This window comes from Flavobacterium sp. Leaf359, from assembly GCF_001423985.1.
GTDB classification, from domain to species: domain Bacteria; phylum Bacteroidota; class Bacteroidia; order Flavobacteriales; family Flavobacteriaceae; genus Flavobacterium; species Flavobacterium lindanitolerans.
Genome location: NZ_LMPW01000010.1, coordinates 485,774 through 506,641 on the forward strand (window position 1 = coordinate 485,774; position 20,868 = coordinate 506,641).

Sequence of the window (20,868 nt, forward strand, 5' to 3'; positions counted from 1 at the left end):
GTTAATGGGTCCAACCAGCCAAAATCGTAAATCCAAAATCATAAATCAAAAAATCCAAAATCATAAATCAGGAAATGAAAGGTGGAATCTACAGCATATTAAAAGCAAAATTTCTCATTAATGATGATGCGGCTAAAAATTGGCAGTTCATCATCTTTTTGATTGTACTGGCTTTGATAATGATTGCAAATTCCCACAATTACGAGCAGAAAACATACAGGATTACCGAGTTGGATAAAGAAGTAAAAGAACTGCGTTCGGAATTTGTAGACAGGCGCTCTGAGTTGATGAAGCTGAAAATGGAATCGACAATTTCCCAGAAAATGGAAGTCAAAGGAATTTTTCCATCATCTGTTCCCCCAAAAAAAATTAAGGTATTAAAAGAAAAAGAAAAAGGCTTTTTTGAAAAGTTATGGCAGTAGAAGAAAAAAATATTTCTTACAGGATTTACCTCGTTGCATTTGCAATCGTGGTGATGGCTACTGGAATAATCGTAAAGCTAACCAATATTCAGTGGGTTGAGGGTGATTATTACAGGAAGCTGGCGAAAGACCGCACTGTGAAAAATTTTGTGATTCCTGCCAACAAAGGAAATGTGTATTCTGCAGACGGAAGTCTTTTGGCTACTTCCATTCCAAATTACACTATCCGGTTTGATGCCGTAGCACCTAAAAAGGAAGATTTTAATAAAAATATTGAGGCGCTTTCCGATTCACTTTCGGTGTTGTTAGGTAAGCCAAGTTCTCATTATCTCAATGAATTCCGTAAGGCAAAAGCCAATAAAAACAGATATATGCTGTTGGCAAGAGGATTGAGTTACACTGAATATATGAGAGTGAAAACTTTTCCACTGTTTAATTTGGGAGCCAATAAAGGTGGCCTGATTGCAGAGCAGAAAACGGTAAGGGAACATCCAATTGGCATGATTGCCCAAAGAACCATTGGTTATGAAAGGGAATATGTAGACGGTGGAGTTGATGGAAAAGGAATCGAATGGGCTTTTAAAGATTATATCAACGGTAAGGACGGAAAAGTACTGAAGCAGAAAATCGCCAAAGGACAATGGAAGCCAATCAGCGATAACAACCAGGTAGAGCCTCAGGACGGATATGACATTATTTCTACAATTGATGTTTACATACAGGATATTGCCCACCATGCTTTGCTAAAGCAGTTGGAGTATTATGAAGCAGAACACGGATGTGTGGTTGTGATGGAAACCAAAACAGGCGAAGTAAAGGCGATTTCAAATCTTGGAAGGACAGAAGACGGCAGCTATTCCGAAACGCTGAATTATGCAGTGGCAGAATCTCATGAACCGGGTTCTACTTTCAAACTGATAGACCTGATTGCCCTTTTGGATGATAAAAAAGTAGATACAAGCCAGATATATGACAGTCGTGGTGGTGACATTACCTACCATAACAGACACGTAAGAGATTCGAAAAAAGGCGGCTACGGAAAAGTTTCATTGGCAAGAGGTTTTGAACTTTCTTCCAATACAGTGATGGTGCAGGCGGTCTATGAAAATTATAAGGACAACCCGATGGAGTTTGTCGGAAGAATTAATAAAATGGGACTTAACAAGCCGTTAGGGTTGCCTTTCAAAGGCGAAGGTGTTCCGTTTATTCCACAGCCAAAAACAAAACGATGGAATGGTACGTCACTTCCATGGATGGCTTTTGGTTATGGGGTTTCAATGACGCCATTGCAGTCGCTTACGGTTTATAATGCCGTTGCAAATAATGGTGAAATGGTGAAGCCAATCTTTGTAAAAGAAATCAAAGAATGGAACAAAACCATCAAAAAATTTGACAAGGAAGTCATCAACCCAAAAATATGTTCTGATGAAACCTTGAAAAAAGTCAGAAAAGTTCTTGAAAATACGGTAAAAAAAGGAACGGGTTCCAAATTGTATTCCAAAGACTTTTCAATGGCAGGAAAAACAGGAACGGCGCAGGTAGATTATGCCAAAGGAAAACATACAGATGCAATGTATTATGCTTCGTCATTTGCAGGATATTTTCCGGCAGACAATCCAAAATATTCCTGTATTGTCATCATCCACAAACCAAGCAAAAGCAAAGGTTTTTATGGAGGTGATGTGTCCGGACCGGTTTTCAAAAGAATCGCTCAGAAGATTTTTACCGATGTACCGTCAACCAATGAAATTAAAAACCTGAATAGAAAAAGCATCAATCAGGAAAAGAATTATGCAAAATATTCCGATTTGGTTTCGAAAGAAACAATCCCGAATGTGCAGGGAATGGCAGGAATGGATGCCGTAGCGCTTTTTGAGAACATGAAAATGAAAGTTAAGGTTATCGGAATCGGAAAAGTGAAAAAACAATCCATCCCGCCGGGTGAAGCCATAGTAAAAAACAGAACCATAATATTAGAATTATCGTGATTATTCTAAAAGATATATTATACAAAGTTGCAATTGAAGCTGTAAAAGGTTCGACGGAAATTGCTATCAATGCCATCAATTTCGATTCAAGAAAAATTGAAAATAATGATGTATTTATAGCTATTCGTGGTACTGTTGCAGACGGACATGAATATATAGAAACAGCTATAAGCAAAGGAGCAATAGCAATTATCTGTGATACTTTTCCGGAGAATATAGTTTCAGGGGTGACTTATGTGCAGGTAAAAGACACGAACAGAGCTTTGGCTTTTATTGCTTCGAACTATTATGGAAATCCATCGGCTAATTTGAAATTGGTAGGTATTACAGGAACAAACGGAAAAACAACCATTGCATCCCTGCTCTATCAATTGTTCAAAAAAGCCGGTTATAAAGTAGGATTGCTTTCTACGGTAAAAAATGTGGTGGACGATGTGGAATACAAATCGATGCTTACTACTTCAGATTCCATTACAATTAATAAGTTCCTGAAAGAAATGAACGATGTGGGAGTAGAATATTGCTTTATGGAGGTAAGCTCGCACGGAATCGCACAGAAAAGAACTGAAGGATTACAGTTTGCAGGAGGAGTTTTTACAAATCTTTCGCATGACCATTTAGATTATCACAAAACATTTGCAGAATACCGCGATGTCAAAAAAACATTTTTCGACCAGTTGCCAAAAGGTGCTTTCGCTCTGGTAAATATCGATGACAAAAACGGACCGGTCATGCTGCAGAATACCAATGCAAAAAAGCTGACCTACGCCCTAAAATCATATGCCGATTACAGAGCGCAGATTTTAGAAAACCAGCTTTCCGGACTTTTGCTGAAAATTAACGAACAGGAAGTTTGGGTTCGGTTGATAGGAAATTTTAATGCTTATAATCTGCTGGCTATTTATGGAACGGCTGTCGAATTAGGACTGGATACTATGGAAGTTTTGAGGTTGTTGTCTGAACTGGAAAGTGTGTCGGGGAGATTCCAGTATATAGTTTCTAAAGGAAATATTACCGCTGTTGTTGATTATGCACATACACCGGATGCTTTAGAAAATGTACTGAAGACAATCGACGATATCCGGACTAAAAATGAGCAGCTCATAACAATTGTAGGTTGTGGTGGCGACAGAGATAAGACCAAGCGCCCAATAATGGCCAATATTGCGTCAACATTGAGTGACAAGGCAATACTGACTTCAGATAATCCGAGAACGGAAGACCCTGAAGCAATTATTTTAGAAATGGAAAAAGGCGTTGAGCCCCAAAACTATAAAAAAACACTGGCTATCGTAGATAGAAAGCAGGCTATAAAAACAGCTTGCCAGTTGGCACAGCCAAACGATATTATACTGATTGCAGGAAAAGGACATGAGACCTACCAGGAAATTAATGGTGTGCGCTATGACTTTGACGACATGAAAATTGTAACAGAACTTTTAGAACAATTGAATAAATAGAGAATCTATGCTATACTATCTATTTGACTATTTAGACCAGATGGACATTCCGGGAACAGGAGTTTTCCAATACATAACGTTTCGTTCCGGACTGGCAATCATACTTTCGCTATTGATTTCAACAGTCTTTGGTAAAAAAATTATCAACTTTTTGAGAAGACAGCAGGTTGGTGAAACGGTTAGAGAGTTGGGTCTTGCAGGACAAAATGAAAAAGCAGGAACACCTACCATGGGAGGGCTCATTATCATCGTCGCTACGTTAGTACCGGTCGTTTTATTGGCCAAATTGAATAATATCTATATCCTGCTGCTGATTGTCACTACGCTTTGGATGGGAACCATCGGATTTATAGATGATTATATTAAAATTTTCAAGAAAGATAAAGAGGGGCTTAAAGGGAGATTTAAAGTTATCGGACAAGTTGGTTTGGGATTGATTGTAGGAACAGTTTTGTATTTCCATCCAAGTGTTACGGTAAGAACGGATACAGGCAACACTAATATTTTTGCTACAAATCAGACAACCGTTTCAGCTGTTCCGTTGGAAGAAAAATCTACCGCTACAACAATTCCGTTTTTCAAGGACAACGAATTTGATTATGCAGAACTGCTTTCATGGGCAGGAGATAATTATAAAGATTATGCCTGGCTGATTTTTATTCCGGTTGTGATTTTTATCATCACTGCCGTATCAAACGGAGCCAACCTTACAGACGGGATTGACGGTCTCGCAGCAGGAACATCGGCCATTTCGGTCATTGCACTCGGAATTTTCACTTTTGTATCAGGTAACATTATTTTCTCGAATTACCTGAACATAATGTATATCCCGAATTCGGGCGAAATGACGGTCTATATCGCCTCCTTTGTCGGAGCACTCGTCGGATTTCTCTGGTACAATACCTATCCGGCAACCGTATTTATGGGTGATACAGGAAGTTTAACCATAGGTGGAATTATCGCTGTTTTAGCTATTGCAGTCAGAAAAGAATTAATGATTCCGGTATTGTGCGGTATTTTCCTCGCAGAAAATCTCTCCGTCGTATTACAGGTGTCTTATTTTAAATATACAAAGAAACGTTTCGGCGAAGGCCGGAGAATATTTTTGATGTCGCCATTGCATCACCATTACCAGAAGAAGGGTTACCACGAAAGTAAGATTGTAACCCGCTTCTGGATCGTGGGAATCTTATTGGCAATTCTGTCAATCGTAACCCTAAAATTAAGGTAAATGGAAAAACGACTGGTCATTTTAGGAGGTGGAGAAAGCGGTGTCGGCACGGCAATTCTCGGTAAGAAAAAAGAATACGACGTTTTTGTGTCGGATTTTGGGAAAATAAAAAACAATTATAAAGAAGTTCTTGGTCTTCATGGCATAAAATGGGAAGAAGAAAAGCATACGGAAGATTTGATTCTGAATGCAGATGTGGTGATGAAAAGCCCCGGAATTCCTGAAAAATCTCCAATAGTAAAAAAACTTGTGGAGAGAGGCATACCGGTCATTTCTGAAATTGAATTTGCAGCCCAGTACACAAAAGCGATAACGGTTGGCATTACGGGAAGTAACGGAAAGACCACTACCACCATGCTGACCTATCATTTGCTGAAACAGGGAGGACTCAATGTAGGATTGGCAGGAAATGTAGGCAAAAGTTTCGCCTGGCAGGTAGCAGAAGGAAAACATGACATATACGTTCTTGAATTAAGCAGCTTTCAGCTCGACGGAATTATAGATTACAAGCCGCATATTGCCATAATCACCAATATCAGCCCAGACCATTTAGACCGGTACGATTACGATTACGGAAAATACATCGCCTCAAAATTCAGGATAACGGAAAACCAGACAGAAGAAGATTACCTGATTTATGATGCTGATGACGAAGCCATCCATAATTGGCTTAAAATGAATAAAACAAAAGCGCAACTGCTGCCTTTTTCAATGACAAAAACAATAGAAAACGGAGCTTTTGCAAAAGAAGATACAATCAATATAAACATCAATAACGAAGAATTTGTTATGCCACAAGACAAACTAGCCTTAGAAGGAAAACACAATGTGAAAAATGCAATGGCAGCCGCTACGGTTGCGCAATTATTGCGAATCAGAAAATCCACAATCCGTGAAAGCCTTTCTGATTTTCAGGGTGTAGAGCATCGTTTGGAAAAAGTGCTTAAAATTCAAAACGTGCAATATGTGAACGATTCAAAAGCGACGAATGTAAATGCTGCATTTTATGCTTTGGATAGTATGAACACCCCAACAGTATGGATTGTAGGTGGTGTTGACAAAGGCAATGACTATTCGGAATTGATGCCTTTGGTACGCGAAAAAGTAAAGGCAATTATTTGTCTGGGTATTGACAACAAAAAAATTATTGATGCTTTTGGTGATGTTGTTGATGAGCTGATTGAAGCACAGAACATGAAAGATGCTGTAAAATATGCACAAAGAATGGCAGAAAAAGGCGATACGGTATTGCTCTCTCCGGCTTGTGCCAGCTTTGACCTGTTTGAAAATTATGAAGACAGAGGAAGACAATTCAAGCAGGCAGTCCAAAATCTGTAACGATTACTGTTTTTAGATAAAGAAAATAAAGAAAGGGAATTATGAAAGAGTTTATAAACAATCTTAAAGGAGACAAGGTCATTTGGGCATTCATCGCCCTGTTGGCTTTGATTTCGTTTATGCCTGTTTACAGCGCGAGTAGTAATTTGGCATACAGTGCAAACGGGTCAGGAAACACTATGAGTTTTTTGATAAAGCATTTTGCACACGTTGGAATCGGATTCCTGATAGTCTATATGGTGCACAAAATTCCGTATCATTATTTCAAAGCTATCTCTATGATTGCTTTGCCAATCGTAGGATTGCTGTTGCTGTATACGCTCTTGCAAGGGAAAACAATAGGCGGCGCAAACGCAAGCCGCTGGATTCAGATTCCGTTTGTGGGTATCAGTTTCCAGACATCAACATTGGCTTCTATGGTGCTGATGATTTATGTGGCAAGATACCTGGCTAAAAAACGTGAAGTAGAAGATACGTTTAAAAAATCCGTAATAGAGTTATGGCTTCCTGTTTTTGCAATCATTATGCTGATTTTACCTGCCAACTTTTCTACCGCCGCATTGATATTTTCGATGGTGGTTATGCTGGTTTTTGTAGGTAAATATCCTTTGAAATATCTGGGGCTTGTTATTGGTGCCGGTATCGTTGGTCTTACCTTTTTTATCCTTATGGCAAAAGCATTTCCGGATGCCTTTCCCAACCGTGTAGATACCTGGGTTAGCCGTATTGAAAATTTTACAAGCGACAAGCCGGATGAAGATAACTACCAGATTGAAAAAGCAAAAATTGCAATAGCCACAGGCGGAATTTATGGTGTAGGTCCGGGAAAAAGCATTCAGAAAAATTTTCTGCCACAGTCGTCTTCAGATTTTATCTATGCGATTATTGTAGAAGAAAATGGATTGCTTGGAGCGCTCACGGTAATGTTCTTATACATCATGCTTTTCATCCGGTTCCTGATTGCTTCGCATAAGGCAAATACGCTGTTTGGAAAACTGTTGGTTGTTGGGTTAGGATTTCCAATTGTATTCCAGGCATTAATAAATATGGCAGTAGCTGTTGAATTATTACCGGTAACGGGACAAACCTTGCCGCTGATAAGTAGCGGAGGAAGTTCAATCTGGATGACCTGTGTTTCGTTAGGAATTATATTAAGTGTGACCAAGAAAGATGAGGAAATTGCTCAGGAAAATCTTGAAAGGGCACAAAGAGAAGAAGCGCTTCAAAGATTGATTGAAAGGGAAATGAATGGTGAAAACAATCCGGATGAAGATACGGCTGTTGAAAATAAAGAGCCGCAATATGCAATTGAAGATGTCAGCGACAACCCGATGAAAGCGGTGATGGGGAAGTGATTCGAGATTTAAGGTTGCAGATTTTAGATTTAAGATGCAGTTTGAAAAGTGAATCAGTGTAATCTGAGCAATCAGTGGCAAAAAAAGAAATTGGGATTTGAGATTGTTGATTTAAGATTTATGATAGCAGTTTGAAGAGAATCTGTGTAATCTGAGTAATCAGTGGCAAAAAAAAGATTTGAGATATAAGATTTAAGAGGGCAGAGTAATCTGTACAAAAGAAAATAAAAATGCAGAAATTAAAATTCATATTAAGCGGAGGCGGAACTGGCGGGCATATTTACCCGGCAATTGCCATTGCTAATGAATTAAAAAGCCGTTTTCCGGATTGTGAAATCCTATTCGTAGGAGCAAAAGACAAGATGGAAATGCAAAAAGTTCCGCAGGCCGGTTATCCTATCAAAGGATTGTGGATTGCAGGAATACAAAGAAGGCTAACGCTTGACAACATGATGTTTCCTTTTAAGCTTATGGATAGCTTGCTTAAATCAAGAAAAATTATAAAGCAATTTAAGCCAAATGTAGCCATCGGAACAGGAGGATTTGCCAGCGGGCCATTGTTAAAGGCAGCAGGCTCGGCAGGAATCCCGACTGTAATACAGGAACAGAATTCCTATCCGGGAATTACAAACAAGTGGCTGAGCGGCAACGCCAGCAAAATATGTGTGGCTTATGAAAATCTGGAACGGTTTTTTCCAAAAGACAAAATAGTTTTCACAGGAAATCCGGTCCGTCAGGATTTGATAGACATAAAAGGAAAGAAAAAAGAAAGCAGGGACTATTTTAAACTGGACCCGGATAAAAAAGTGTTACTGGTTTTGGGTGGAAGTTTAGGCTCCAGAAGAATCAACCAGCTAATTGCAAAAGAATTGGTGAATTTTATATCCCAAGAAGTACAGGTAATCTGGCAATGCGGAAAATTCTATATTGAAGAATACAAACACTTCAATGAAAAAGAAAACGTACAGGTAAAGGCATTTATTGACAGGATGGATTTGGCATATGCAGCCGCCGATGTGATATTATCCAGAGCAGGAGCGTCGTCTGTTTCTGAGTTGTGTTTGGTAGGGAAACCGGTAATTTTTATTCCATCGCCTAATGTGGCTGAAGACCATCAGACAAAAAATGCAAAAGCTATTGTTGATAAAAAAGGAGCGCTGATGATGAAGGAAAACGAATTGGATACCCAATTCACTTCAACTTTTAACAAGCTTTTGGAAGACAAAGCCTTACAGGAAAGCCTGGGGGAAAACATAAAAAAAATGGCAATGCCAAATGCAACAAAAGACATTGTTGATGAAATAATAAAATTAATTGAAAGTCAAAAGTAATAAAGTCAAAAGTTGTTAAGACAAAAGTAATAAAGACAAAAGTTGTTAAGACAAAAGTTGTTAAGACAAAAGTCATAAAGGCAAAAATCTTTAGACTTTAAGACTTTAAAACTTTAAGACTTTAAAACTTTAAGACTTTGTAACATTAGACTAAAAAATAAAAAAAAATGAATTTGAATCAGATACATAACGTTTATTTTATCGGAATCGGTGGCATCGGAATGAGTGCTTTGGCGCGCTATTTCAAGGCTATCGGTAAAAACGTATCTGGATATGACAAGACGGAAACTGAGCTGACAAAAGAATTGGAAGCTCTTGGAATCGAAATTCATTTTGAAGACAGCATTTCTTTGATTCCCAAAGACTATTATGCAGAAAACACGCTGATTATAATAACCCCGGCGGTTCCAAAAACGCATTCAGAATGGAACTATTTTCTGGAAAGAGAATATCAGGTCAAAAAAAGAGCCGAAGTACTGGGGATAATTACAAAAGACACCTTTTGTTTTGCAGTTGCGGGAACACATGGGAAAACCACTACATCAAGTATTTTAGGGCACATCCTATATGAAAGTGGCGCAGATGTAACGGCATTTTTGGGAGGAATCGTAGAAAACTATAATTCCAACCTGATTGGCAGCGGAAAAACCGTAACGGTTGTTGAAGCAGATGAATTCGACCGTTCCTTCCTGCACCTATATCCGGACATCGCCTGCGTGACATCTATGGATGCGGACCATTTGGATATTTATGGCGATACGGCTTCTATTGAAGCATCGTTTATAGAATTTGCCGATAAGATAAAAGACAAGAAAAAACTATTTGTTGCAAAAGGACTTCCGCTTGAAGGAATCACCGTTGCAGTTAATGATGAAGCAGACTATAAAGCTTTCAATATACGAATTGAAAACAGCACTTATGTTTTTGACGTACAGACACCGTCAGAAGTTATAAAAGACATACGGTTCAATTTGCCGGGAAAACACAATTTAACGAACGCCCTTATCGCTTTGGCAATGGCATATACCTACGGCACCCCGACCGAAGCCATTGCCAAAGCATTATTTTCATTTCAGGGTGTAAAACGTAGGTTTTCCTATCAGATTAAAGAAAAAAACAGGGTTTATATTGATGATTATGCCCATCATCCGACGGAAATAAACGCAGTACATCAGGCGGTTTCTGAACTCTATCCGCAAGACAAGGTTCTGGCTGTTTTTCAGCCTCATCTGTTTAGCAGAACCAGGGATTTTATCGATGGTTTTGCCTCAAGTCTTTCGGCTTTTGACGAAGTAATCCTGTTGGATATTTATCCCGCAAGAGAACTTCCGGTAGAAGGAGTAAATTCAGCATGGTTGCTGGGGAAGATTGACAATCCGAATAAAAAACTGGTGTCAAAAGACAGCCTGATTTCGGAAATTTTGAAAAGTGATGCCCGTGTTGTTGTTACAATAGGAGCAGGTGATATAGGAGAATTAGTGAAACCAATTAAGCAGGCTTTGCATGAAAAAGTTTAACTGGACAAACATTAAATTGGTGCTGATGTTCGCATTGGTAATTTTTCTGTATTCATTTACTTCGAAGAGAAATGAACAGCGAAAATTGAAAAAATCTGTAGTGGAATTTGTCAATGAAAACAGCCCTTTTATTACACAAGAAGCGGTTAATAAATTGTTAATAGAAAATAATGCAGCCCCTACGAGCATTCAAAAAGATGAGTTAGATTTGAATAAGTTGGAGAAAAACCTCAATAATCACAATATGATCGAAAAGTGTGACGTATTTGTGAGTGTTGATGGTGTCCTAAAAGCAGTGGTGAAACAAAAGACGCCGGTAGCCCGGGTGTTTGACGATAACGGTTCTTTTTATATTGATTATGAAGGACATGAGATGCCGTTATCTGATAATTTCACTGCCAGAGTTCCAATGGTTACGGGGGTGATTAGCAGTAAAAATAAAGAAGAACTGAACAAAGTTTTTCGTTACATCTATGACGATGAGTTTTTGCATAAAAATATCATTGCCATACAGGTTTTGCCGAATGGAAGCCTGAAAATGATGAACAGAAATTTTGATTATGTTATCGATTTCGGAAGAACCATCAATGTAGATAGGAAGTTCAAGAATTATAAAGCCTTTTTTCAAAAGGCAATTCAGGACAGTTTGATAAATAAATACAAGACAGTAAATCTGAAGTTTACGCAACAGGTAGTGTGCACCAAAAATTAGGATATGGAAAAAGAGAGCATTGCAGTAGGTTTAGACATTGGGACAACCAAGATTGTCGCTATGATTGGCAAGAAAAATGAATACGGAAAACTTGAAATTTTGGGTGTTGGAAAATCCAAGAGCCTGGGTGTTGCAAGAGGTGTTGTTAACAATATTACACAGACAATTCAATCCATCCAACAGGCTGTGCATGAAGCTGAAGTGGATTCGGGTTATAAAATAAAAGATGTGGTGGTGGGTATAGCCGGCCAGCACATCAGAAGTATTCAGCACAGTGACTACATCAGCAGAAGCAATCCTGAAGAAGTAATCAGTGAAAATGATATTGATTTGTTAATCAATCAGGTTCACAAGCTGGCTATGCTTCCGGGTGAAGAAATCATCCATGTCCTGCCGCAGGAATTTAAAATTGACGGACAGGCGGAAATCAAAGAACCAATCGGAATGTATGGAGGAAGACTTGAATCGAGCTTCCATGTTGTGGTTGGACAGGCTTCTTCTATCAGAAACGTTGGGCGCTGCATTAAGAGTTCAGGTCTTGATTTGTCAGGTTTGACATTAGAACCATTGGCTTCTGCAGATGCGGTATTGAGCCAGGAAGAAAAAGAAGCGGGCGTTGCCCTGATTGATATTGGAGGTGGAACTACAGATCTTGCTATTTTCAAAGACGGAATTATTCGCCACACGGCAGTAATTCCTTTTGGCGGAAATGTAATTACCGATGATATCAAAGAAGGATGTTCCATTATAGAAAAACAGGCAGAGCTTTTAAAAGTGAAGTTTGGTTCAGCATGGCCGGGCGAAAATAAAGACAATGAAATTGTCTCGATTCCGGGCTTGAGAGGAAGAGAACCGAAAGAAATCTCTTTGAAGAATTTATCAAAGATTATCCATGCCCGTGTGGTGGAGATTATTGACCAGGTTTTTACAGAAATCAAATCCTACGGACACGAAGACCCTCGTAAGAAACTAATAGCAGGAATCGTTCTGACAGGTGGAGGAGCCCAATTAAAGCATATCAAGCAATTGGTAGAATATATTACCGGAATGGATACAAGAATCGGTTATCCAAATGAACATCTGGCAGGAAATTCAGATGAGGAAATTTCAAGTCCGTTGTATGCTACTGCTGTTGGATTGGTGATGAACAGTATCAGAAACAATACCAGAAGCGCGGTTCCGTTGAATCAGGTAGAAGTTGAAAAAGCGCCTCCGGTTCAGGTTCATAAAGAAGTGGTTGTAGAAACTTCTAACCATTATGAAGAAGAAGTAATCGAAGAGCAGCCTAAAAAAGTAGAACAGGCCAAATCTGTTTCTACAGAAGGCAGGATGAAAAAGTCATTCTTTGACAAATACATCGACAAGATAAAAGAGTTTTTAGACAATGCAGAATAGGGCGTAATTGCCAGACAGAAATTAAAAAGAAAAGGAAAAGAAATTAAAACCAAATATTATGATGAGCAACTCAGATTTTGGAAGCATTTCATTTGATTTACCTAAAAATCAATCAAATGTAATTAAGGTAATTGGTGTTGGAGGAGGCGGAAGCAACGCAATCAACCACATGTTTCAGCAAGGGATTAAAGGAGTGGATTTTATCGTTTGCAATACAGATTCTCAAGCATTGCAAAATAGCGCCGTTCCAAACAAGATTCAGTTAGGTGTGAACCTTACAGAAGGTCTTGGAGCAGGGGCAAATCCTGAAGTTGGGCAGCAGTCAGCTATAGAAAGTATTGCCGATATTGAAAAAATGTTGGACAGCAATACCAAGATGGTTTTCATCACGGCTGGTATGGGAGGCGGAACCGGAACAGGAGCCGCACCGGTAATTGCTCAGTTGGCTAAAGAGAGAGACATTCTTACAGTTGGAATCGTTACCATTCCGTTCCAGTTTGAAGGAAAAGTCCGTTCTGAACAAGCTTTGGTTGGTGTTGAACGATTGAGAAAACAAGTAGATTCGCTTATCGTAATCAACAATAATAAATTAAGAGAAGTATACGGAAACCTGGGCTTTAAAGCGGGTTTCTCTAAAGCGGATGAAGTTTTAGCAACAGCCTCAAGAGGTATTGCCGAAGTAATTACGCACCACTATACTCAAAATATTGACTTAAAAGATGCCAAAACAGTATTGTCAAATAGCGGTACTGCAATTATGGGGTCTGCTACAGCAATTGGTGAAAATCGTGCCAAAGAAGCGATTATCGCGGCTTTAGATTCTCCATTGTTGAATGATAATAAAATCACCGGAGCCAAAAACGTATTGTTGCTTATCGTTTCTGGAACCAATGAAATTACTATTGACGAAATCGGAGAAATCAACGACCATATCCAGACGGAAGCAGGCTTTAATGCTAACATAATTATGGGGGTTGGTGAAGATGAAGCACTTGGAGATTCTATTGCTGTAACGATTATCGCTACGGGATTTAATGTAGAACAGCAAAACGAAATCGTTAATACGGAACCAAAAAAAATTATCCACGCTTTAGAGGATGAGCAAAAAATGGGGCGAGACCTGTCACAAAAACAAGTAGTGCCATCATTCAATTTTTCGCCGGCTCCAGTAGAAGAAAAAAAAGAGACTGAAGAAAAGATTGTTTTTGCATTGGAAGATTTTGAAGTAGCAGATGCAAAAGTTGAAGAGCCGGAAATTGTTTCTGATTTGATAAAAACGACTGAATTCATCAAAAATATCGATGTTGAATTTCAAATAGTATCACCTATCAGTGAGCATGAATTTTATATTACGACTCCGGAAGTGAGAGAAATGGAAGTTCGTGAGCCGGAATTTGTGGCCTACAAAGAAGAAGAGCAGATTACTTTCTCTTTTGACCTGCCAATTAAAAAAGCAGAAGAGCCAAAAGAAGACAGAATTCTTTTCGAATTGTCAAACGAGACTAAGGATATTAAGGTAAACCAGCCGGTTCAGGTGGTTCCTGTAACAGAATTGAACGAAAAAGGTATTGTGAAATATTCTTTGGAAGAATATATGGAAGTTGAAAACGAACTGATTCAGTCAAAACCGGTAGCTAAAGTTGAGGAGCCGGTAGATAAAGAATTGGATTTGAAAATGAAGGTAGAAGAGCCTAAATTCAACAATACTGCCTTTGAAGAAATATCGCCTCTTGAAATGACTATCGAGCAGACTTTGAAAAAGAGAGCTGATGAAAGAAGATTGAAGATGAAAGAATTTAACTATAAATTCCATAACAATCCATCAAGAGTTGATGAGTTCGAAAAAGAACCAGCTTACAAAAGAATGGGAATTGATTTGAATCATACCCAGGCTGATAATAGCAAATCTAGGATGTCACTAGGAACGGACAGTAACGACGATTTACAATTGCGTTCAAATAACTCCTTTCTTCACGACAATGTAGATTAACTAACTCAAACCAAAACCCGATAACCCGAAAATTCAATTGATTTTCGGGTTATTTTTTTTATCTTCGCAACAAGTTTAAAAGAAGCATTTAAGCATTTAGAGCGTGAAATAATAATGTTTTGTAATCTGAAAAGTTTATCTGCCTGATTTTTAGATAATTTGTAAATAGAAAAGAATCATACTAATGAGCTTACAAGATAAAATCAACGAAGAAATCAAAACGGCGATGAGAGCCAAAGATACAGTAAGCCTTGAATCGTTAAGAGCTGTAAAGTCTGCATTGTTGCTTCTGCAAACAGACTCAGGAGCAAAAGAAATTACTCAGGATGATGAAATCAAGCTTTTGCAACGTTTGGTAAAACAGAGAAAAGACAGTGCCAATATCTTTACTGAGCAAGGCAGACCTGATTTGGCAGAACCGGAATTGCAGCAGGCTGCTGTAATTGAGAAATTTCTTCCGGCCCAATTAAGCGAAGAAGAAGTAGAGGCTGTTGTAGCTAAAATTATTGCTGAAACAGGTGCTTCAGGAATGGCTTCAATGGGTAAGGTTATGGGGCAGGCTTCTGCTGAATTGGCAGGCAAGGCTGACGGTAAGACCATTTCTACAATCGTGAAGAAATTATTGTCATAAAACTTAAAATCTAAACTGACCCTGTAGTTCAACTGGATAGAATATCAGATTTCGGCTCTGAGGGTTGGGGGTTCGAACCCCTCCAGGGTCACAGATTTTTTAAAGGGACTGATTTAGTCCCTTTTTTATTTCCAAAAAATAAATTCAGGACATGAGTGAAGCCATTTTTACTGTTTTAACTTTTTTGCTTGCGGCAATCGTAATCCTTTTAGTAATTGCAGGCTTTATAAGGCTATTTGTTGAGCCGGCTTACGTGCTGATTTTTAATAAGCCTTTATATATTCATTGGTATCCCGTTCCTAAAAAAGTAATACCATTTCAAAGACAGATTCTGGAAAGAGAATTTTCTTTTTACAGAAAGCTTTCTGATAAGAGAAAAGTCTATTTTGAGCACCGTGTCAAGTCATTCCTGATGAATTACCAATTTCATGGCAAAGACATTTCTGTTACAGAAGAAATGAAAGCCATGATTGCCGGAACCTATGTTATGCTGACGTTCGGAATGCGGTTTTATCTTACACCGCTGTTTAGAAAAATCATTATTTATCCTGGCCAATATACGTCTGTCATAACACAGCAAAACCATAAAGGGGAATTTAACCTGCGGCTGAAAGCAGTAGTTTTTTCTTGGGAAGATTTTCTTTCAGGACACAATACAACAAACGATAATGTAAATTTAGGATTGCACGAATTTGCGCATGTACTCCATTTCCATTCTAAAAAGACAAATGGCGACCCTAATGCGTCCATATTTTACGATGAGTTCAACGAAATTGTAAAATACTATGATGATGCCGCATTATCGTTAGAATTGGTTCAGAGAGGCTATTTTCGCGAATATGCGTATGAAAATAAATTTGAGTTCCTGGCCGTATTGCTGGAACACTTTTTTGAGTCTCCACAGGTTTTCAGGAAAGAACACCCTGAATTATATGAAAGGGTAAAAAAGATGATTAATTTTAAAGAGGAATATCTGAATTAATTGCATAAAAAAACCTGTTCGCAGAACAGGTTTTTTGTTATAGAAATGCCTTTTAAAGCGAGGCAGTCTTCTTTAAATGGGAAATGGTTTCGGTTGGATTGGCAGACTTGAAAACATAGTTTCCGGCTACTAAAACATCAGCACCGGCTTCAGCCAGTTGTTTGGCATTCTTGTCTGTTACACCGCCGTCTACCTCAATCAGGGTTTCCGCTTTATTGCGGGAAATAATTTCTTTTAATTGTCTTAGTTTTTTATAGGTCGATTCAATAAATGACTGTCCTCCAAAACCTGGATTCACGCTCATGATACAAACCACATCAATATCATTAATAATATCTTCCAATACGGTAACACTGGTATGGGGATTCAAAGCAACTCCGGTTTTCATTCCTTCAGCTTTGATAGTCTGTAACGTTCTGTGAAGGTGCGTGCAGGCTTCATAATGAACGCTCAATACGTTAGCACCAAGAGAAGCAAAAGTCTTGATATAACGATCAGGGTCAACAATCATCAAATGTACATCAATTGTTTTTTTGGCATGTTTCTGTATTGTTTCCAGTACAGGCATCCCAAAAGAAATATTAGGTACAAAAACACCGTCCATAATATCGACATGGAACCAATCGGCATCACTGTTGTTAATCATTTCAAGGTCACGCTGCAGGTTTCCAAAGTCAGCAGCCAGCACAGAAGGTGCAATCAGGGTATTTTTCATGTTGTTGTGTTGTTTTGTGCAAAAGTACAGTTAAACAGCTAAGCATACAAGATTTTTTTAATGGGGCTAAGGAATTAAGGTTCTGAGGTGCTAAGGTTCTGTTCTTGTGTAAGAATGGAGGGTAATTGAAATTGTTTTTAATCTGTGTAATCATTCAATCTGTGGCTAAAAATGAGAATCTTAGCAAAGGCTGCGTAAAGGGGTTCTAGGGTTCTGAGTAGTTAAGGTTGTGCACTTTGTGTGAAAGAGCTATTAAAAATAGTTTTTTTGTGTTCTTTGTTAGATATAAACAAAACTCCGGAAACCCGAGCGGAGCGAACAGACCGGCAGTTTTGGTTGATAAAAAAACAAAACTCCGGAAACCCGAGCGGAAGCGAACAGACCGGCAGTTTTGTTTGATAAAAAAACAAAACTCCGGTAATCAGCCGGAGTTTCAATCATCAATCAAAAAACGAACAGTTTTGAACTGTTGTTACGTTAAATATTATAATATAAGGGTGTCAATTTTTTGGGAAAACAAGATACAAATAAAATCTAAGAATCAAAATGATTTTAGAAAACTTTGCAATTTGTTATCCCAGATAGGTTTTCAGGATTTTGCTTCTCGAAGTGTGTTTCAACCTGCGGATTGCTTTCTCCTTAATTTGACGAACACGCTCACGTGTCAGGTCAAAAGTTTCACCTATTTCTTCCAAAGTCATAGGGTGCTGGTCGCCCAAACCGAAGTATAAACGGACAACATCTGCTTCTCTTGGAGTCAATGTTTCTAATGAACGTTCGATTTCCGTACGCAACGATTCATGAATTAGCTCTCTGTCCGGATTTGGAGATTCGCCAGAACGCAAAACGTCATAAAGGTTAGAATCTTCTCCTTCAACAAGAGGAGCATCCATTGAAAGGTGACGTCCGGAATTTTTCATAGATTCCTTTACGTCGTTTACTGTCATATCAAGCTCTTTTGCAATTTCTTCAGCAGATGGCGGGCGCTCATTAGATTGCTCCAATAACGCATACATCTTATTGATTTTATTGATAGAACCGATTTTGTTCAATGGCAGACGAACAATACGTGACTGTTCTGCCAAAGCCTGCAAGATAGATTGACGAATCCACCAAACTGCATAAGAGATAAATTTAAAACCACGTGTTTCATCGAAACGTTGTGCGGCTTTAATAAGACCCAGATTTCCTTCGTTAATTAAGTCGGGAAGTGTAAGTCCTTGGTTTTGATATTGTTTTGCTACAGAAACCACGAAACGCAAATTGGCTTTTGTCAATTTTTCTAATGCTCTCTGGTCTCCGGCTTTTATTTTCTGAGCCAATTCTACCTCTTCATCAGCGGTAATAAGGTCAACTTTTCCAATTTCTTGTAGGTATTTGTCTAAGGAAGCAGTTTCACGGTTAGTTACCTGCTTGGTAATTTTGAGCTGTCTCATTCTGGTTTTTCCTTAATTTATGTATTCAGGTAGTTATACGTATTGAGTTGCAAAAAAGTTACAAAAAGGTAAATAAAATATTTTTATTTTTATCGGGATGTTATATTTCTAAGTCTAACTTATTGATTTTCTGTAAATAAAAATCTATTTTTTGATGTCCTTTTTCAAAGAAAATTTTTCGGTCACGGGTTCCTGAAAGGTTGAGAGACTTTGAATTTTTGATTTGGTGTAGAAAATATTCAGAAGCATTGCGGCAAGTCGATTCGTCATCGGTAATAAAATACCCGAGCATAGTGTAAGGAATAAACAATGATCTTTTTTCTGCATTAGATAAAAGCACGTTATTGTTCAGTATTAATAGCTCGTTGTAATAAAGATGATATCCTGAAGTGTTTTTGCTGGATTTTTCTTCTGCCTTCTGCAAAATCTTTCTCACATCTTCATACAGTAGCTGCGCATTAGTTTGAGAAAGCAATCCCGATTCAAAAAAGTATAAGATCTGCTGCAGCGTACTGTTGATAGTTGTGTCGTTCCATATCTCATGAACTTCAGTATTGTCATATACGTTTTGAAGCTGTGAACTATAAGCCAAAAGTGACTGGTCTAAAATAAACTTTTCAAAAGGTTCTTGATTTTCGATGCCTATAAGTAAGTTGAGCCAGACGTATAATTTAAACTTTGAAAGCAATGTTCCTCCAATAGTATAAAAAAGAGGGATGTCTTTCGAAGAATAATACATTTTCGAGTCGGTGGCATATGATTTCAGGTTTTGTGCCGACTGTTTAAAATAAAGTGCCAAATCTTCTGATGAGCGTATTTCTTTTGTCTTTTCTGCAATGACCTGGTTTTCTTTTCCGCCAAATATTTTATCCATAGAAATGGAAAAATGCTGGCAAAGTTTTACGGTTTCTTCAATTGAAAATTTGCTTTTTGAAGAAACCCTGCGGTGTGAAGCATCGTAGCTTATTTGTAAAACTGCTGCTATTTCTTCAATCAGAGAAGAATTCTTCTCTAAACGCTTCCTGATATTTCCTAATAAAATCGTTTGGTTGTCCATAATTTTTGCGATTATCACAAATGCTAAAGTACAAAATATTGTTTAGCACAATGTTGTTTGCGATAAACAAAAGAATTTTGGATCATTAAAATGTGTAATCATGAAAAAAAGAATTGAAAATTTTTACGGCTTCCAAAAACGACTCTTTAGTTGTTTGAAGCAAAATTGGCCAGTTTTATTTGTGTTTTGTATTACTTCCTGTTCGATACAAAACCAAATTAATAGAGATGGTTATAAAAGTATTCCCCCAAAATTTTCGGGTAAATTCTATGGCCAATTGGATACGCTTCAGGTTCGGTGTGATAATCGGATTTCTACCTCGAGTTTGATGAAGAAGATATCCAATATTAGTAATGTCGATTATTCAAAGCCTATTCAGATCGATATAAAAGATAATGAGCTGTTTTTAAGCTATGATGATGCCCAGGCAAAACGGCATGTCTTGAAATTTTATGGAAAGCGATATAAAAACAAATTTGTTTTTTATACCAACTATGAAACGATTTCATTTCCAATCATTTTTATATCCAAAGAGATGACAAAATATTCTATTTATTTGCCTGGTGACAAAGAAATAATCTTTGAAATGTACAGTGTAAATGAAGCAGCAGTGCTGTTTTTTGGAGGGGGTAACTCTCACGGATCAGATAATAAATTTAAACTTTTGCCAAATGAATAAAATGCTTTTTTTAGTTTTGATTGCATTCCAGATGAGTGCACAAGACACTATTGTTTTTCCAAAGGTAGACTTGTATAAAAGAAATATTGTGGAAGTGAGTTACGGAACTCCACTAGGTGACTTGGCTGATAAATATGAAAGTTCAATTAATACGGCGTATTATATGAGAACAAAAATTGCAAGACGCCAGTTTATCGATTTTGGTGCTGAACTTAGCGGCATTGTAAAAGGGAAAAGTGTTTCGTATAAATGGAATAATGAAAATATAACGCTGTAAGGAAGTAAATCTTCGTTTTTATTAGGTTTCAGATATACATGGTTTTTGTACCAATCTCCAAATGAAAATTTCCACATTGAATCAAATTCCGGAATAGGTTGGAAATACCTGCATTACAGTAAGCCTGAAGGAGAAGATTTTGACAAAAAGGATATTAAGCCTACGCTTCACACAATTGCCTTCTCGCAAGGCGTGAAAATCATGTTCTACGGATTTGGCGTTCATTGCAATTATAATTACGCACCTTACGGTTTGTTCAATTCAAAAGCAGAGCGAAATTTTGGAGGGTCTTCCTTAAATATTGGTTTGTCCGGAAGTTGGAATTTTTAATCAGGAATAAATTTATTTAAAA

19 protein-coding genes and 1 tRNA gene are annotated in these 20,868 nt (G+C 38.0%); 17 read left to right on the forward strand and 3 right to left on the reverse strand.

Annotated features, from left to right (window positions below):
- The first annotated feature begins 74 nt into the window (after nt 1–74).
- From ASG38_RS06435 to ASG38_RS06500, 14 genes are all read left to right on the forward strand, one after another.
- Nucleotides 75–422, forward strand: a complete 348-nt coding sequence (locus ASG38_RS06435; protein ID WP_056068307.1) for an FtsL-like putative cell division protein — start codon at nt 75–77, stop codon at nt 420–422.
- Entirely contained in the window at nt 413–2,410 is a 1,998-nt protein-coding gene (locus ASG38_RS06440) for a penicillin-binding protein (RefSeq protein ID WP_056068309.1), read from the forward strand. Before ASG38_RS06435 ends, ASG38_RS06440 begins: the two co-directional genes overlap by 10 nt.
- Nucleotides 2,407–3,870, forward strand: coding sequence for a UDP-N-acetylmuramoyl-L-alanyl-D-glutamate--2,6-diaminopimelate ligase (locus tag ASG38_RS06445; RefSeq protein WP_056068312.1), 1,464 nt, complete (start codon nt 2,407–2,409; stop codon nt 3,868–3,870). The genes ASG38_RS06440 and ASG38_RS06445 overlap by 4 nt, the downstream gene beginning before the upstream one ends.
- A gap of 7 nt (nt 3,871–3,877) precedes the next feature.
- A complete protein-coding gene (gene mraY / locus ASG38_RS06450; RefSeq protein WP_056068314.1) occupies nt 3,878–5,101 on the forward strand; it encodes a phospho-N-acetylmuramoyl-pentapeptide-transferase in 1,224 nt (407 codons plus the stop codon).
- On the forward strand, nt 5,102–6,439 hold the full coding sequence (gene murD, locus ASG38_RS06455; protein WP_056068317.1) for a UDP-N-acetylmuramoyl-L-alanine--D-glutamate ligase: 1,338 nt from the start codon (nt 5,102–5,104) through the stop codon (nt 6,437–6,439).
- Nucleotides 6,440–6,480: 41 nt separating this feature from the next.
- A complete protein-coding gene (locus ASG38_RS06460) occupies nt 6,481–7,794 on the forward strand; it encodes an FtsW/RodA/SpoVE family cell cycle protein (RefSeq protein WP_056068319.1) in 1,314 nt (437 codons plus the stop codon).
- A gap of 230 nt (nt 7,795–8,024) precedes the next feature.
- Nucleotides 8,025–9,125: an undecaprenyldiphospho-muramoylpentapeptide beta-N-acetylglucosaminyltransferase gene (gene murG / locus ASG38_RS06465; protein WP_056068321.1), complete on the forward strand. Its 1,101-nt coding sequence runs from the start codon at nt 8,025–8,027 to the stop codon at nt 9,123–9,125.
- 167 nt (nt 9,126–9,292) lie between these two features.
- Entirely contained in the window at nt 9,293–10,642 is a 1,350-nt protein-coding gene (gene murC, locus ASG38_RS06470) for a UDP-N-acetylmuramate--L-alanine ligase (protein ID WP_056068323.1), read from the forward strand.
- A complete protein-coding gene (locus ASG38_RS06475) occupies nt 10,629–11,354 on the forward strand; it encodes a cell division protein FtsQ/DivIB (protein ID WP_056068326.1) in 726 nt (241 codons plus the stop codon). Before murC ends, ASG38_RS06475 begins: the two co-directional genes overlap by 14 nt.
- Nucleotides 11,355–11,357: 3 nt before the next feature.
- On the forward strand, nt 11,358–12,749 hold the full coding sequence (gene ftsA / locus ASG38_RS06480; RefSeq protein WP_056068328.1) for a cell division protein FtsA: 1,392 nt from the start codon (nt 11,358–11,360) through the stop codon (nt 12,747–12,749).
- 58 nt (nt 12,750–12,807) lie between these two features.
- On the forward strand, nt 12,808–14,739 hold the full coding sequence (gene ftsZ, locus ASG38_RS06485) for a cell division protein FtsZ (RefSeq protein ID WP_056068330.1): 1,932 nt from the start codon (nt 12,808–12,810) through the stop codon (nt 14,737–14,739).
- Nucleotides 14,740–14,923: 184 nt separating this feature from the next.
- Nucleotides 14,924–15,370 carry a GatB/YqeY domain-containing protein gene (locus tag ASG38_RS06490; protein WP_056068332.1) on the forward strand — a complete coding sequence of 149 codons (447 nt, stop codon included), beginning with the start codon at nt 14,924–14,926 and terminating at the stop codon, nt 15,368–15,370.
- A 17-nt stretch (nt 15,371–15,387) separates the two neighbouring features.
- Nucleotides 15,388–15,461, forward strand: a tRNA-Arg gene (locus tag ASG38_RS06495).
- 60 nt (nt 15,462–15,521) lie between these two features.
- Nucleotides 15,522–16,352: a zinc-dependent peptidase gene (locus tag ASG38_RS06500; protein ID WP_056068334.1), complete on the forward strand. Its 831-nt coding sequence runs from the start codon at nt 15,522–15,524 to the stop codon at nt 16,350–16,352.
- Nucleotides 16,353–16,404: 52 nt separating this feature from the next.
- Here the strand turns inward: ASG38_RS06500 and rpe are convergent, their stop codons facing one another.
- From rpe to ASG38_RS06515, 3 genes are all read right to left on the reverse strand, one after another.
- Nucleotides 16,405–17,067, reverse strand: a complete 663-nt coding sequence (rpe, locus tag ASG38_RS06505) for a ribulose-phosphate 3-epimerase (protein WP_056068336.1) — start codon at nt 17,065–17,067, stop codon at nt 16,405–16,407.
- Nucleotides 17,068–17,639: 572 nt separating this feature from the next.
- Nucleotides 17,640–18,503 (reverse strand): RNA polymerase sigma factor RpoD/SigA, encoded by an 864-nt coding sequence (locus tag ASG38_RS06510; protein ID WP_026707723.1) that lies wholly within the window; start codon nt 18,501–18,503, stop codon nt 17,640–17,642.
- Between the two features lie 100 nt (nt 18,504–18,603).
- Nucleotides 18,604–19,560, reverse strand: coding sequence for a hypothetical protein (locus tag ASG38_RS06515; protein ID WP_056068338.1), 957 nt, complete (start codon nt 19,558–19,560; stop codon nt 18,604–18,606).
- Nucleotides 19,561–19,660: 100 nt separating this feature from the next.
- Between ASG38_RS06515 and ASG38_RS06520 the strand changes: the two genes are divergently transcribed.
- From ASG38_RS06520 to ASG38_RS06530, 3 genes are read left to right on the forward strand one after another with little or no spacing between them, the layout of a single operon-like run.
- A complete protein-coding gene (locus ASG38_RS06520; protein ID WP_056068340.1) occupies nt 19,661–20,239 on the forward strand; it encodes a hypothetical protein in 579 nt (192 codons plus the stop codon).
- Nucleotides 20,232–20,516 carry a hypothetical protein gene (locus ASG38_RS06525; protein ID WP_056068342.1) on the forward strand — a complete coding sequence of 95 codons (285 nt, stop codon included), beginning with the start codon at nt 20,232–20,234 and terminating at the stop codon, nt 20,514–20,516. Before ASG38_RS06520 ends, ASG38_RS06525 begins: the two co-directional genes overlap by 8 nt.
- A 45-nt stretch (nt 20,517–20,561) precedes the next feature.
- The gene (locus tag ASG38_RS06530) at nt 20,562–20,846 is read left to right on the forward strand and encodes a hypothetical protein (protein ID WP_056068345.1); all 285 of its coding nucleotides are present in this window, start codon (nt 20,562–20,564) and stop codon (nt 20,844–20,846) included.
- Nucleotides 20,847–20,868 lie beyond the last annotated feature (22 nt).

What these genes read in the sequence shown, in the direction of transcription:
- ASG38_RS06435 (WP_056068307.1), top strand. Translation starts at nt 75, where the DNA reads ATGAAAGGTGGAATCTACAGCATATTAAAAGCAAAATTTCTCATTAAT.
- ASG38_RS06440 (WP_056068309.1), top strand. Translation starts at nt 413, where the DNA reads ATGGCAGTAGAAGAAAAAAATATTTCTTACAGGATTTACCTCGTTGCA.
- mraY (WP_056068314.1), top strand. Translation starts at nt 3,878, where the DNA reads ATGCTATACTATCTATTTGACTATTTAGACCAGATGGACATTCCGGGA.
- murD (WP_056068317.1), top strand. Translation starts at nt 5,102, where the DNA reads ATGGAAAAACGACTGGTCATTTTAGGAGGTGGAGAAAGCGGTGTCGGC.
- ASG38_RS06460 (WP_056068319.1), top strand. Translation starts at nt 6,481, where the DNA reads ATGAAAGAGTTTATAAACAATCTTAAAGGAGACAAGGTCATTTGGGCA.
- murG (WP_056068321.1), top strand. Translation starts at nt 8,025, where the DNA reads ATGCAGAAATTAAAATTCATATTAAGCGGAGGCGGAACTGGCGGGCAT.
- murC (WP_056068323.1), top strand. Translation starts at nt 9,293, where the DNA reads ATGAATTTGAATCAGATACATAACGTTTATTTTATCGGAATCGGTGGC.
- ASG38_RS06475 (WP_056068326.1), top strand. Translation starts at nt 10,629, where the DNA reads ATGAAAAAGTTTAACTGGACAAACATTAAATTGGTGCTGATGTTCGCA.
- ftsA (WP_056068328.1), top strand. Translation starts at nt 11,358, where the DNA reads ATGGAAAAAGAGAGCATTGCAGTAGGTTTAGACATTGGGACAACCAAG.
- ftsZ (WP_056068330.1), top strand. Translation starts at nt 12,808, where the DNA reads ATGATGAGCAACTCAGATTTTGGAAGCATTTCATTTGATTTACCTAAA.
- ASG38_RS06490 (WP_056068332.1), top strand. Translation starts at nt 14,924, where the DNA reads ATGAGCTTACAAGATAAAATCAACGAAGAAATCAAAACGGCGATGAGA.
- ASG38_RS06500 (WP_056068334.1), top strand. Translation starts at nt 15,522, where the DNA reads ATGAGTGAAGCCATTTTTACTGTTTTAACTTTTTTGCTTGCGGCAATC.
- rpe (WP_056068336.1), bottom strand. Translation starts at nt 17,067, where the DNA reads ATGAAAAATACCCTGATTGCACCTTCTGTGCTGGCTGCTGACTTTGGA.
- ASG38_RS06510 (WP_026707723.1), bottom strand. Translation starts at nt 18,503, where the DNA reads ATGAGACAGCTCAAAATTACCAAGCAGGTAACTAACCGTGAAACTGCT.
- ASG38_RS06515 (WP_056068338.1), bottom strand. Translation starts at nt 19,560, where the DNA reads ATGGACAACCAAACGATTTTATTAGGAAATATCAGGAAGCGTTTAGAG.
- ASG38_RS06520 (WP_056068340.1), top strand. Translation starts at nt 19,661, where the DNA reads ATGAAAAAAAGAATTGAAAATTTTTACGGCTTCCAAAAACGACTCTTT.
- ASG38_RS06525 (WP_056068342.1), top strand. Translation starts at nt 20,232, where the DNA reads ATGAATAAAATGCTTTTTTTAGTTTTGATTGCATTCCAGATGAGTGCA.